Origin of the sequence: Pseudomonas sp. NBRC 111140 (assembly GCF_001320885.1) — a bacterium.
Classification (GTDB): Bacteria; Pseudomonadota; Gammaproteobacteria; order Pseudomonadales; family Pseudomonadaceae; genus Aquipseudomonas; species Aquipseudomonas putida_P.
The window spans coordinates 1-13,288 of the sequence record NZ_BCBQ01000044.1 but is presented as its reverse complement, the minus strand read 5'-3'; the positions used below and the strand labels follow the sequence as shown (position 1 = coordinate 13,288).

Here is a 13,288-nt window from a genome sequence, read left to right as displayed (position 1 = left end):
TAAACCACCCCAAATAACAGACGCAAGAAACTTCCTACAGAACTCAACCCAAATTAAACACACCTTTGTTTAAACATCCTACAAACCAAAAAGGAGTTAGGTATTGATGTCTAGAAGCACGGGATCTGTCGCACCAAAAGAGCGCGTCAATATCAAGTATGTCCCCGCCACGAGCGATATGCAGGCTGAGGTGGAGTTACCTCACAAAATGCTGGTTCTGGGAGACTTCGGCCTGAATGACAACCGTGCGCTTGAGGACCGTCAGGCCATGCGCATCGAAAAACACACATTCAACAGCGTGTTGAGCGACGCCAACGTGAGCCTGGACGTGTCTGTGCCGTCCATGCTCGGCACAACCCCGGACGCCGACCTGGGGGTTCACCTGCAATTCAAGTCCATCAACGATTTCGGGCCGGACCAAATCGCACGCCAGGTACCCGAGCTGAACAAGCTGCTGGAACTGCGTGAAGCGCTGGTCGCCCTGAAGGGCCCATTGGGCAACGTCCCCGTTTTTCGCAAGCAATTGCAGCATCTGCTGAACAACGAGCAGGCACGTAAACAGCTTGCCCAAGAACTGAACCTGGTACTTGAAGCACCAGAAAATGACTGAGACAACGGAGCGTCCTCATGCCTAAGCCTAGCAATACCAACATCAGCGAAGACACAACGACCGGCACGATAAGCAATGCCACCTTGCTCGACCAGATTATGGCAGAAACCAAACTAATACCCACGCATGAGGGCTATCAGGTTGCCCGGCATGGCGTATCTGCCTTCATCGCCGAAATCCTCAAAAGCAATGACCCGGATCAGTTGATCAACAAGCACCGGGTCGACCAGATGATTGCAGAGGTTGACCGGGTACTCGGCAAACAGATGGATGCCATTCTGCATCATCCAGAGTTCCAGCAGCTTGAATCTTCATGGCGCGGCCTGAAAATCCTGGTAGACCGCACCGACTTCAGGGAGAACATCAAGCTCGAAGTGCTGCATGCGAACAAAGAAGACCTGCTCGATGACTTCGAAAATGCTGCAGACATTACCTGCAGCGGCATTTACAAACATGTTTATACCGCAGGTTACGGTCAATTCGGGGGCGAGCCGATTGCGGCCATGGTTGGTAACTACAGCTTCGGCCCCTCTTCGCCGGATATCAAACTGCTGAGTTACATGGCCTCCGTAGGCGCCATGTCTCACGCACCTTTCCTGGCCGCGCCTTCTCCTGAGTTCTTCAACTTGAGCAGCTTCGAAGAACTGCCCAATCTCAAGGAAATAAAAGACCTCTTCGCCGGCCCTCGGCACGCCAAATGGCGCGCATTCCGTGAAAGCGAAGACGCCCGTCATGTCGCTTTGACCGGGCCGCGTTTCATGCTCCGCTCCGCCTACCACCCGCAGGAAAAACCGATCGAGAGCTTCAATTATCACGAAAACATCGCCGGGCAGCATGACAACTACCTGTGGGGCAACTCCACCTTCCTGCTGGCCAGTTGCATCAATGACAGCTTCGCCCGCTACCGCTGGTGTCCGAACATCATCGGTCCGCAATCGGGCGGCGCCGTCGAAGACCTGCCAGTCCATCTGTACGAGTCCTTGGGCCAGTTGCAGGCCAAGATTCCTACCGAGGTTCTGATCTCCGACCGCAAAGAATTCGAACTGGCGGAAGAGGGTTTCATCGCCCTGACCATGCGCAAAGACAGCGACAACGCCGCGTTCTTTTCGGCCAACTCGGTGCAGAAACCCAAGAACTTCCCGAAAACCCCCGAGGGGCTACAGGCACAGACCAATTACAAACTGGGTACCCAGTTGCCCTACCTGTTCATCGTCAACCGGCTGGCTCACTACATCAAGGTGCTACAGCGCGAACAGATTGGCAGTTGGAAAGAGCGCCGCGACCTTGAGTCCGAGCTTAACAAGTGGATCAAGCAGTACGTCGCGGACCAGGAGAACCCGTCTGCCGATGTTCGCAGTCGCCGGCCGCTTCGTGCCGCCAAGGTCGAGGTATCGGATGTTGCCGGTGACCCAGGCTGGTACCAGGTTTCGCTCGCTGTTCGCCCACACTTCAAGTACATGGGCGCGAATTTCGAAATTTCCCTGGTCGGACGGCTCGATACGCAATGAGTGGGCTTTTTGATCGCTTGAAGCTGGATCAGTGCATCAGCCGGAAGGCCTCCCGGCGGGAGAGCGCTTCCCACAAATTCGCCGCCATCAAGCGCCACCTCGAAACGCTGCTCAATGCCCGCCAGGGGTGCTCTCAGAGCAGCCCTGAGCTAGGCCTGCGCGACTTCAACGGGCATGACGCAAACAACGGCGACTTGCTCGTACAGGTGAGCGCGGATATCCGCCGCACGCTCCAGCGATTCGAGCCACGCATACAAGTGCGCACGCTAAAAGCAGTGCCTGATGCCCATACCCCGCTAGAGCTGCATTTCAAGCTGGACTGTCTGGTACGGGTCAACAACCACACTGAGCAGCTGCAACTTGAGCTGCTGGTCAACGGGCACAACCGCTACACCCGAGTGAGGTGACCGATGTCACTGAAAGACAGTTTCAGCGAAGAACTGCGTTACCTGCACGAACTCGGGAACGACTTCGCCAAAGACAACCCACAACTCGCCCGGTTGCTTGGCAACGGTGCCAGCGACCCCGATGTCGAACGCCTGATGGAAGCCTTCGCATTCCTGACCGCCAAGCTTCGGCTCAAGCTGGAAGACGACCTGCCAGAGCTGACCCATCCCATGCTGCAGTTGCTGTGGCCGAATTATCTGCGCCCCCTCCCCAGCGCAACGATCATCCAGTTCAGCCCGATCAAGCAATCCCTCAGCCAGTCACAACGCATCCCAAAGGGGTCGAGGCTGTTCTCGAAACCGGTAGACGGCGTGGCCTGTGAGTTTCGCACCTGCACAGCGGTCAACGTTCATCCATTCGAGATCGACACGGTGGCCGCAACCCAGACACTTGACAGTTCTGTGGTCAGTATCGGCCTTCAAATACTGGTCGAGCGGCCGTTGAACAGTTTGGGCTGTACCAGCATCGACTTTTACCTCTCCGGCGATACCCGCACGGCACGCACGCTTTACCTGTGGATTTCTCAATACCTCAAGCATGTCAGCGTGGCCATCGATGGCGAGGCACGTCGTCTGCCGGCAAACAGCATTACGTTCCCAGGGTTCAGCCCCGATGACGCCATGCTGCCTTACCCACAAAACGTCTTTGATGGTTACCGGATCCTGCAGGAGTACTTCGCTTTCCCCCAGCGCTTCCACTTCTTCAGTGTGACTGGGCTGGAGAAAATCTGGCCAGCTCATGACAGCGAGCGCATATGCCTAGAGTTTCACTTCACGCGCCAGCTACCCGACTCGTTGCGTGTCGGCAGAGCAGATTTCAACCTGTTCTGCGCACCTGCGGTGAACCTGTTCCAGCACAGCGCCGAACCTATCGATCTGTCCGGCGAGGACGCCTTGGTTCCACTGAAGCCCAAGGGCACAGAGCCGCACGGATACGAAATCTTCAGTGTCGACCAGGTCATTAGCACCCGAACGACAACAGACGGAAAAATCGGTGAACACCTACGTACCTTCCGTCCCTTCGAGTCGTTTGCCCATGAAATCGAGCATATTCAGGGGCGCACGGCGCTGTACTACCGCTACCAGCTGGAAGAGTGCCTGCACGGCGATGGCGTCATGCATCGAATCGCCTTCGTCCGTGCCGACGCCAATAGCTACATAGGCGAGCTGGAAACCGCGTCCATCGACCTGACCTGCACTAATCGGGACCTACCGCTGGCGCTGGGCATCGATGACATCAACGTCCTGACCGAACTCACGCCCCCGCTGGCCACCTACACCAACCTCTGTAAACCCACCCGTCCCTGCCGCCCGGTGCTGGACGGCCAGTTGCAATGGGCATTGATTTCAAACATGTCGCTCAACTACCTCTCCCTGCTCTCGGTAGAGCCGCTTAAAGCAGTGATACGAGCCTATGACTTCATGGCCCTACACGACATCCAGCAGGCCCGCACCACCCGTAAACGCCTGGAAGGTATGCGCGATATTCATACACAACCCATGGATTGGCTAATAAAGGGACAACCTATTCGTGGTCTGCACACCCGGCTGAAACTGGACCAGACCGCCTTCCTTTGCGAAGGCGACTTGTACTTGTTCAGTTGTGTGCTCGCCCACTTCTTCGCCCTGTACGCCAGCATCAACTCCTTCCACCAGTTGGAAGTGATCAACACCACCAATAATGAGCACTACACATGGCCAATACAGACCGGCAAGCAACCGCTGATCTAGCCGACAAGCTGCTCTCGGAAGCGCACCAGTACAACTTCTTTCAGTTGCTGGAACGGCTGCATGGCTTGCATGGCGATGATCTGGAACCCCGTTGGCCGGATGAAGCAACCCGGCTGCGTGTGCGCCTGGCCTGCGACCCCCGGCTGACCTTCCCCGTTTCGGACGTGTACAACGCCCAGCGGATGCACACTGAGGAGGAGCGCTACCGAGTCGTTGCCACGTTCATGGGTTTGCACGGTACTGATTCACCGCTGCCCACCTATTACCTGGAACAAGTGGCCTATGAACATGCACAGGGCATTGGTGTGCGACCGGCCTTCTTCGACTTTTTCAACCACTACCTGCTCAGCCTGTTACACCGGATCTGGCGCAAGTACCGCTACTACATCCGTTTCCAGCCAGGTGCCAGTGACGGGTTTTCGCAATACGTGTTTGCCCTGCTGGGGCTTAATGACAAACAGCTGCGAGGGGACACGGCACTCCCGTGGAGCCGGCTGCTCAGCTTTGCTGGCGTTATCGCCAGCCGCAGCCGTGCGCCGGGCACCGTGGCCGGCATCATAGGACACTGCTTCGACCTCAAACACGTACAGATTCGCGAGTTCGAGACGCGTTCGGTACCCACAGCGGCCAGACAGCTTGTAAGCCTGGGCCGCTCTAACGGCCAGCTGGGCAGCACGTTCATGGTCGGCAGCCGCACCCGCACCCGCAGCAGCAAGTTCACCATCGTGATCAGCGAACTCGACCAAGCGCAGATGCGGGACTTGCTGCCCAGCGGCATCAACTTCGGCCGTTTGCGTGCACTGATCGGCTTTCTGCTGCGTGACGGGCTGGCCTACGACCTGGAACTGCGCCTGAAGCAGAACGCATTGTCGCCTTTCTGCCTGCACCGCAGCCAGGGCGCCTACCTGGGCTGGACCAGCTTCTTCGATGACCAGCATGGCCAGCTCAGCCCTGTCGTGCAGTTCAGGGGGCGTTCTTGAGCACTTTGACCTTGAGCATCATCAACCTCGGCCAACTGCGGCATGACATGACAGCGCGGCATCGGTTCGATTGCAAAGGCGGGACCATCGGAAGCAGGCGGGCTAACTGGCGGCTCAATGACCGTGATCAGACCGTGGCGCCTATCCACTGCGAAATCCGCTGGATTGAAGGCAGCTTCTGCGTGATCGATCACTGCCACCGCACCTATATGAATGACAGCTCCGTCTGCCTGGGATCACTCCCTCCCAGGCGCCTGATGGAAGGGGACCAACTTCGCATTGGTGCTTATCGACTACAGGTGCAGTACGCCCAGGATCCAGCATGCACGCATGCCCTGGAGGACCTGTTCAACCCAGATCGCAGGGTACTCGACCGCTTGGTAGCCGAAGCCCCTATCAGCCCATGGCAGGCCAAACCTACTCCCAGCCAACCTGTCGCCGAGATCTGCTCGGTCTTTGGGACTGACATGGGAAATGATCCCCTGGCGGCGCTGGAGGCAGTGGCCTGCGTAGCAACATCGCCAGAAAACCCACTGCAACGCCTGATTGCAGGAGAACGTCCATGACGAGTCATCCATTGCTGTTCGCGCCTCTGCTGATTGCGCTGGTGGGGTTGGCCGGCTGCACGTCTCTAAGCAGAGTGAGTCAAGTGGTCATGGACCCTTCTCTACCCATCGGGCCGCCCAAGGACCACCCAACCCAGCTCGCGTTCAGCATCAATGCCAGCCCTACCCTCAACGGTAACCCGAACAGCCTTGACGTAGGGGTCGAACAGGATAGCGCCTTGGAGCCCAGCCCTTACGCAGTGACCCTGAGTGCTGATGACCCCTACGCGTTGACCGAAAAAATCGGGACTTTGTTCGAGTACCTGCAAGCACAATTCCCGGCCATATCGCCCGTCGAGATGGATGAGGAAAACGACAGTCCCCAGGCTCGCTCCCCTCTGGAAGAAAGCGCCCCCGGCAGCTATGACGACCCAACGGTGGTGCTGACCTTACCGCGCAGCGCAGCCGCGGCCTCGGAGCAGGTCGCCACGCCCATGGCCATCAAGATCCTGCAACTGCGCGACGATTCGTTGCTGCGCAACACCGTCTACCAATTGCTGGACCAGGACCCGGCCGCAGCCCTGCGCAGTACCTACATCCGTGCTGATGACTATTTGCTGAGCCCTGGCCAGTTCAAATACATCCCGTTCGAAGCTATCCACGCCGAAACCCGTTTCGTGGCGGTGATTGGCGACTACCGAGGCCACGAGAACGCCAGCTGGCGGCAAGTGCTGCGTATTCCGCCGCGTGGCCACCAGATCGTGCTGTCGGTATTGGTCAACGACACGCACATCGTACTCAAGGAAGAAGACTGATGGCGCCTCCACTCCCATTGCCCTTCCCGCCTACTCTCGCTGACAAGGAGCGCCCATGAGTTCACGCAACCCCGTCCTTTGGCCCGAAGGCCTGTTCGTAAAACCACAGCATTTCCAACAGGCGGCCAGGGCCAGTGAAGCAGCCCTGCACCAGCGCCTCGCCAGCCTCAATGCAGCGTTCTATGGCTTCAGCGAAATACAGTTGAACGACGAGTACCTGAGCCTTGGCAAGATAGCCATCACTCGGGCGCGAGGCGTCATGCCGGACGGCACGGTATTCGACATTCCCGCCGACCTGCCACCACCACCGCCACTGGAAATCGGCGACGACGCTTGCAAGGACAGCGAGGTGTATCTGTGCCTGCCGCTGCGAACCGATGGGGGGCGCGAAGTGAGCTGGCCCGACAATGCTGCTAACTTCCGCTATACCGCCCAGGCACAGGAAATCAAGGATACCCACACCGCCGATGGCGACCTGGTAAACGTAGACCTTGCCGTGCCCAACCTGCAGCTCAAGCGCAAGGCCCAGGACAGTAGCGCCTACACTCGCCTGGCACTGGCACGCATCCTGGAACGGCGCCCCGATGGCAGCCTACAGCTGGACGAAGCGTTCTACCCTACCAGCGTGTCAGTGCGGGCGATACCGGCACTGCAGCGGTTCCTGGACGAAATCACCAACACACTGCGCGAGCGCGCGCGGGGACTTGCCACACGCATTGGCGCATCGGGCCAATCCGGTATCGCCGATATCCGCGACTTCAACCTGCTGCAGGCCATGAACCGTTGGTGGCCATGCTTTCAGCACCTGGCCAGGCAAGCGCAAACGCACCCCGAGCAGCTGTACCTGAGCATGAGCCAGGCCTGTGGCGAATTCGTCACTTTCACCGACGAAAACAGACTGCCGCAGGAGTACCCGGCGTATCACCACACTGCACTGCACACCTCTTTCAAACCGCTGGAAAACACCTTGCGCCGATCCCTGAGCACGGTCCTGCGGCCACGCGCCGTGTCGCTACCGTTGGAGGGCGAAGCATTCGGCGTGATGACAACCACGCTAGAGGACCGTCGCCTAATCGACGAAGCCGACTTCATCCTCGCCGTGCGCGCCGACCTGCCGCCACAGGCTTTGCGCCAGATGTTCATCCAGAAAGCCAAGATTACTTCACTTGAGTCATTGATCGACCTGGTGCCGCTACAACTGCCGGGCATCCCTTTGCGACCACTGCCGGTGGCCCCGCGTGACCTGCCCTTCCATGCAGGTTTCAGCTACTTCGAGTTGGACCGGCGTGACCCGACCTGGGCATGCATGGCCAAGGCAAATGGCTTCGGTATCCACATCGCGGGCGAGTTCCCAGGACTTGAGCTGCAGTTCTGGGCGATCAGGAGTGAGTGAAATGGGAGGACAGAACAACACGCCAACCGGTGAAAAAAGCACTGAAGGCAGCCAGCTCACCTCAGCACTCAAACAGCCAATGGCAGACGCCCAGGTCAAACCACCCCATGCGCAAGCGCCCATGGAGAAACCTGAGCCTGAACCGATCACTGAAGGCTACCCCGCCGATCCGGAGTTTCAACTGCGAGGTGGTTTTGCCAACCTGATGCTGGATGCCGCATCGCCGTTGTTCGGCCTGGTTATCCGCCTGCGTACGCTTGATGAATTGCCAAACATCAAAGAAGTGCATCAACAAGTTCGCAACCAGATCGACAACATTCAGGAAGAAATACGCCAGCACGGTTACGAGCCTGCTCAGTTATTGGCGTATTCCTATGGACTGTGCCTGTTCATAGACGAGGCCGTCATGGAACGGCCCTGGGGTAAGAGCAGCTGCTGGAGCCAGGAGCCGCTGCTGAGCATCTTCCACGACGAAACCTGGGGTGGGGAAAAAATCTTCACCGTGATTTCCCGTCTGATGCAGGAGCCCAAGCGTTATCAGGACGTACTGGAGTTCATGTACTACGCCCTGTGCCTTGGGCTCAGGGGCAAGTACGCCCTTGCGCCCAAGGGCGAAGAAACACTCAACGCACTGATTCACCAACTGCACGGGATCATTCGCGAACTACGCGGCCCCACGCCAGAAGAAGTCTGCGACCCCTACACCAACGTGGCCCCACGAAATTTCCGCATGGACCGGCAGTGGCCCTGGTGGAGCCCCCTGGTGATTTCGGCCATCGCAATGGCTGTGGCCTACGGCATCTACAGCTATCGCCTGCACCTGATTACCACCGAGGTAGTGGAGTCGCTCAACGGCATCTTGCAGCAGTAGGTCGCACGCGTAATTAACGATTTAGCGAGGCTTCTGCCTTGTTGACAAGCCCATCGCTTCTGATGGCCACGCCACCTGTGGTGCGCGTGTCAATTCACATGGACGCAGGAGAAACTGCCATGCCAACCCCCGCTTACATCAAGATCGAAGGCAAGACCCAAGGCAACATCACCGCAGGCGCATTCACCTCCGACTCAGTCGGCAATGTATTCGTCGAAGGCCACGAAGACGAGATTCTGGTGCAGGAGATCAAGCACCAGGTGACCGTTCCCACCGATCCGCAAAGTGGCCAGCCTGCTGGCCAAAGGGTGCACAAGCCCTTCATTTTCACCAGCTCACTAAACAAAGCCACACCATTGATGTACCAGGCGCTGGCCAGCGGCGAAATGCTGCCAGTCGTTGAAGTGAACTGGTACCGCACCTCGGTGGAGGGGAAGCAAGAGCATTTCTTCACCACCAAGCTGGAGGACGCCACCATCGTGGACATCAATACCACCTTGCCGCATGCCCAAGACCAGACAAACGCTAACTATACGCAGTTGATCGAAGTGGCAATGTCATACCGCAAGATTTCCTGGGCCCACGTGACGGCGGGTACGGAAGGCTCCGACGACTGGCGCAAACCGATCGCCTGATCTAACGAAAAGCCTGGGCAGCCATGATCTGCCTGGGCACTTCGAAGTCTTAAACGGCGAACAAGGACTGCATATGCCCAGCCGATCTAGTTTGCGATACAGCTTCCAGCCCCAGGTGGGAAACGCTGAATTCGAAGTGGTGTCGTTCAAGCTCAAGGAGGAGCTCAGCCAACCGTTCACATTAACCCTGGAGCTGATCAGCTTCGAGCACGATGTCGACTTTGGCCACTTGCTCGACAAACCCGCGCTGTTCACCATCTGGGACGGTGCCCACCCCGTACGTTACATACACGGCCTGATCAGCAGCTTCAGCCAGGGCGAGAGTGGTTTCTCCCGCACTTACTACCATGCCTTGGTCGAACCCCAATTGGCCCGTGCCAGGCTTCGCTCGAACTGGCGCATCTTCCAGCACAAGACCGTTCCGCAAATTCTCGAGCTCATGCTCAAGCGCCAAGGCATCGTCCAGTTCGACATGCGCACTAGCATGGACCATCAGGTACGCGAGTTCTGCGTACAGGCCGGCGAGACCGACCTCGACTTCATCGCCCGCCTGGCAGCAGAGGAAGGCATCGTCTACCGCTTCGAGCACAACGATGAACGCCATGGATTGATCATCACCGACAGGCTGCAATCACTTGGCCTGATCAGTCATGGTGCCATCAAGCGCGAGGACAACGACGAAGGCTTCGACGAAGACGACGCGCCCTTGGCCCCCGACACCGTGCTGTACCTTTCCAGCAGCGGCGGTGACCAGCCTAAATCCTGCCTGCGGCGCCTGCGCTACAGCGAACAGGTGCGTACCGCACGACAAGTCCAACGCGACTACACCTTCACCCACCCGGCCTATCGCCAGGAGCACAGGGCGTCCGGCCGTTACCTGGAGCACCAGTCCAAGGATTACGAGTGCTTCGACTACCCGGGCCGTTACAAACGCGATGCCGTTGGTAAACCGTTCACCGAAAATCGCATCACTGCCTTACGACACGATGCGCGCGTTGCCGAGGTCGAGGGTGACGATGTACGCCTGCAACCGGGTCTGAGCTTCAACCTGACCGGTCACCCACGGGAAAACCTGAATGTGCATTGGCGGGTAAGCGCGGTCAGCCACGAAGGCAGCCAGTTCACCAGCCTGCAGGAAGAGGCGTTCGGCGCTGAGCAAAGCACACGTTACGAACAAAAAGCTGTGCTGGTTCCGGGCCGAATCGAGTGGCGCCCTGCGCCCTTGTCCAAGCCACGGGTTGACGGCCCGCACATGGCAACCGTGGTTGGACCACAGGGCGAGGAGATCTACTGCGACCAATGGGGCCGAGTCAAAGTCAGCTTCCCCTGGGACCGTGAAAGTGAAAACAATGAATTCAGCTCCTGTTGGGTGCGCGTGTCGCAGGGCTGGGCCGGTGGGAGTTGGGGCGCCATGGCCATCCCGCGCATAGGCCAGGACGTGATCATCCACTACGTCAACGGCGACCCCGATCAGCCGATGATCACCGGCCGCACCTACTGCGGTAACCAACTGCCTCCGTATGACCTGCCTCAGCACAAGACCCGTATGACCATCAAGAGCCGGACCCACAAGGGCGATGGCTTCAATGAGCTGCGCTTCGAGGATGAACTGGGCCAGGAGGAAGTGTTCATCCATGCCCAGAAAGACCACAACATCGTGGTCAAGCATGACGAAAGTACCCAGGTCGGCAATGACCGCACGGAACAGGTCAATAACGACGAGTCGATTTTGATTGGCCATGACCGTACTGAAACGGTTGGCAATGACGAACACGTCACCATTGGCCAAGACGCCGCGCTCGATATAGGGCGCAACCAAACCATCAAGATAGCCAATGACCGTGTTGAAACCATCGGCAATCACCGCCACGACCACATCGCCGCCAATCACCACATCACTATTGGAGGCAACCTCAAGCAGCAGATCGAAGGGCTCGCCGAGCTGGAAGCCCGAGGAGCAATCCACAGGCGTACCCGCCGCTATGAGCTTCGTACGGCAGAAGCAGTGATCATCCAGGGCCCCGGGGGCTCTATCCAGATCGATGAGACCGGCATCACCCTGAACAGCCCGACAATACGCATCAACGGCCAAATCCTCAAATCGCCCGATGGGGCAACCAACCCCTTTTCAATCAGCAGCGCGCCAGTCACTGGCAAACCTCTGGAACGTCAGTGTGGGCGTCGCCCCGATGGCGTCTGTCCCTTGCCCGACTGCCGTTGCATCGGGGGGGCAGGTCGATGAACACCGCACCCTCGGACACGCTTCCAAGCACGTACTTCGGCAACAACGCACGTTTCCTACTGCTAATGACTAACGTGCTCGAGTACTGGGCCTACCGGCCAATATCCCAAATACTCCCGAATGGTGAGCTGATCCCGGCCTATGCCCCTTGGGTAATTGATCTTGTCCATGCAGTCAGCCCAAACACCCAGTATGCGTGGCTGTGGAGGCGCAGTGCCCTGGACGAGCGCTATGACTTTGGGCCATTGCTGGTAGACGTGTCAGACGCGCCAGAACTGCTTACCCATGCAATCTCGACCTGGATGCCCATTGGTGGTGCCATCGCGCTGGATGCCGATGTTGGCCTTGCCGAGCTGGCGGACCACTTCACCAGCCTCGTACAGATCTCGCTACCGGATCAGGGGCTGGCCACTTTCCAGTTCAAACCGGACCACCTCGCGGCGTGGCTGGATGCATTGGATGACGACCATCGAGCTACGTGGCTCGGGCCTGTCACTTCGCTGGCCTGGCGAGTCAACTGGGGGCCAGCTCACGAGTGGAAAACGCTACAGCGCAGCCCGACGCTTGCGCGCCCCTTCAGCCAAGCCCCACTTCCCCTTCGCAAACTTGAACTTGAGCGGTTTCAAGCAGGCATGCACGAACACTTCGTGCTCACGCTGGCACACGAAGTGTTGGCGCTGCCACAGCATGTCACCCACACGCTGGCCGACATCAGGCAATGGATCGAACGCCTGCTGCCGCAACTGAAAGCCCTCAATTTTCGCGATGAGGAAGTCGCTGGGCAATTCATCAGGCTGATTGCCAGGCACATGTGGCTCATGACAGATGACCAGGCCGGGAGGATCTACACCAACCTTGAGGAGTCACCCCAGGGCCGCCTCCGCGAACTGCGCGCACTGATCGAAAGCAAGGATCCCACTTATGAATGACGCCAGTGTCAGCAGCGCCACCTCCGGCCCTGCCTGTAGCGCACGCATCCCCGTCCTGCCAGTGCGCTATGCCATCGTGCCGCGCACCGGCGACTCCCCCGCCTACCGCTATGCCGACGCAGGCTTCAACCTCGAACAAGGCTTTGCCCCGCTGCAGCACTCCGCCTACACCCTCCGCGCCCTGCGTCAGGGCTATGTCTACGTGTTCATGAAAGGCCCGCTGGGCGAAAAGCTGGTCATTCATGAGTACGTCGGCGCAGGCCTTTACAAGGAACTGCGCTACCAAGGGCTGGAGAACTACCATCTGCGTGAACGCTACCTCTCCAGCCGCACCCTGGGCTGGGTGTGGGCCGATACCTGCCCCGATACCGCCAAGGAAGTCTGGATCGGCTACAGCCCACACCTGTGGACCAACGCCATGACCGCCCGCATCACCGGCTCGCCTGCCCTGCGCAAACGGCACATGCGCCAGTTGGACATGGCCGAACTGGTGAGCGGCAACCAAGCGCCGTCCACCCAGCCCCATGTGCTGCCGGTCAGCGCCCTGCAAACCTGGGTCGAAGACTTCAAACCGCCCCACCGG

Annotated in this window: 13 protein-coding genes; all 13 read left to right on the top strand. The window is 58.6% G+C overall.

Features of this window, described 5'->3' with window-relative positions; translation table 11 throughout:
- Positions 1–106: 106 nt before the first annotated feature.
- Positions 107–610: a type VI secretion system contractile sheath small subunit gene (tssB, locus tag APH42_RS15520; RefSeq protein WP_060493686.1), complete on the top strand. Its 504-nt coding sequence runs from the start codon at positions 107–109 to the stop codon at positions 608–610.
- A 17-nt stretch (positions 611–627) separates the two neighbouring features.
- Positions 628–2,118 carry a type VI secretion system contractile sheath large subunit gene (gene tssC, locus APH42_RS15515; RefSeq protein ID WP_012272846.1) on the top strand — a complete coding sequence of 497 codons (1,491 nt, stop codon included), beginning with the start codon at positions 628–630 and terminating at the stop codon, positions 2,116–2,118.
- A complete protein-coding gene (gene tssE / locus APH42_RS15510) occupies positions 2,115–2,525 on the top strand; it encodes a type VI secretion system baseplate subunit TssE (RefSeq protein ID WP_060493685.1) in 411 nt (136 codons plus the stop codon). Before tssC ends, tssE begins: the two co-directional genes overlap by 4 nt.
- A gap of 3 nt (positions 2,526–2,528) precedes the next feature.
- Complete coding sequence (tssF, locus tag APH42_RS15505; RefSeq protein WP_060493684.1) at positions 2,529–4,295, top strand: type VI secretion system baseplate subunit TssF; 1,767 nt, start codon at positions 2,529–2,531, stop codon at positions 4,293–4,295.
- A complete protein-coding gene (gene tssG / locus APH42_RS15500; protein WP_012272849.1) occupies positions 4,259–5,275 on the top strand; it encodes a type VI secretion system baseplate subunit TssG in 1,017 nt (338 codons plus the stop codon). Before tssF ends, tssG begins: the two co-directional genes overlap by 37 nt.
- Positions 5,272–5,841, top strand: a complete 570-nt coding sequence (locus tag APH42_RS15495; RefSeq protein ID WP_060493683.1) for an FHA domain-containing protein — start codon at positions 5,272–5,274, stop codon at positions 5,839–5,841. Before tssG ends, APH42_RS15495 begins: the two co-directional genes overlap by 4 nt.
- Complete coding sequence (gene tssJ / locus APH42_RS15490; RefSeq protein ID WP_060493682.1) at positions 5,838–6,635, top strand: type VI secretion system lipoprotein TssJ; 798 nt, start codon at positions 5,838–5,840, stop codon at positions 6,633–6,635. Before APH42_RS15495 ends, tssJ begins: the two co-directional genes overlap by 4 nt.
- A 55-nt stretch (positions 6,636–6,690) precedes the next feature.
- Entirely contained in the window at positions 6,691–8,028 is a 1,338-nt protein-coding gene (gene tssK, locus APH42_RS15485; protein WP_012272852.1) for a type VI secretion system baseplate subunit TssK, read from the top strand.
- Position 8,029: 1 nt separating this feature from the next.
- Entirely contained in the window at positions 8,030–8,899 is an 870-nt protein-coding gene (icmH, locus tag APH42_RS15480; protein WP_012272853.1) for a type IVB secretion system protein IcmH/DotU, read from the top strand.
- A 119-nt stretch (positions 8,900–9,018) separates the two neighbouring features.
- Complete coding sequence (locus APH42_RS15475) at positions 9,019–9,534, top strand: Hcp family type VI secretion system effector (protein WP_012272854.1); 516 nt, start codon at positions 9,019–9,021, stop codon at positions 9,532–9,534.
- A gap of 73 nt (positions 9,535–9,607) precedes the next feature.
- On the top strand, positions 9,608–11,776 hold the full coding sequence (locus APH42_RS15470; RefSeq protein WP_060493681.1) for a type VI secretion system Vgr family protein: 2,169 nt from the start codon (positions 9,608–9,610) through the stop codon (positions 11,774–11,776).
- A complete protein-coding gene (locus APH42_RS15465; RefSeq protein WP_012272856.1) occupies positions 11,773–12,705 on the top strand; it encodes a DUF4123 domain-containing protein in 933 nt (310 codons plus the stop codon). The genes APH42_RS15470 and APH42_RS15465 overlap by 4 nt, the downstream gene beginning before the upstream one ends.
- Positions 12,698–13,288 (top strand): toxin VasX (locus tag APH42_RS15460; RefSeq protein WP_374701056.1); only part of this gene is annotated, 591 nt, incomplete at its 3' end. The genes APH42_RS15465 and APH42_RS15460, both read left to right, overlap by 8 nt.

Coding starts and splice junctions, on each gene's coding strand:
- tssB (WP_060493686.1), top strand. CDS start 107: ATGTCTAGAAGCACGGGATCTGTCGCACCAAAAGAGCGCGTCAATATC.
- tssC (WP_012272846.1), top strand. CDS start 628: ATGCCTAAGCCTAGCAATACCAACATCAGCGAAGACACAACGACCGGC.
- tssE (WP_060493685.1), top strand. CDS start 2,115: ATGAGTGGGCTTTTTGATCGCTTGAAGCTGGATCAGTGCATCAGCCGG.
- tssF (WP_060493684.1), top strand. CDS start 2,529: ATGTCACTGAAAGACAGTTTCAGCGAAGAACTGCGTTACCTGCACGAA.
- tssG (WP_012272849.1), top strand. CDS start 4,259: ATGGCCAATACAGACCGGCAAGCAACCGCTGATCTAGCCGACAAGCTG.
- tssJ (WP_060493682.1), top strand. CDS start 5,838: ATGACGAGTCATCCATTGCTGTTCGCGCCTCTGCTGATTGCGCTGGTG.
- tssK (WP_012272852.1), top strand. CDS start 6,691: ATGAGTTCACGCAACCCCGTCCTTTGGCCCGAAGGCCTGTTCGTAAAA.
- icmH (WP_012272853.1), top strand. CDS start 8,030: ATGGGAGGACAGAACAACACGCCAACCGGTGAAAAAAGCACTGAAGGC.
- APH42_RS15475 (WP_012272854.1), top strand. CDS start 9,019: ATGCCAACCCCCGCTTACATCAAGATCGAAGGCAAGACCCAAGGCAAC.
- APH42_RS15470 (WP_060493681.1), top strand. CDS start 9,608: ATGCCCAGCCGATCTAGTTTGCGATACAGCTTCCAGCCCCAGGTGGGA.
- APH42_RS15465 (WP_012272856.1), top strand. CDS start 11,773: ATGAACACCGCACCCTCGGACACGCTTCCAAGCACGTACTTCGGCAAC.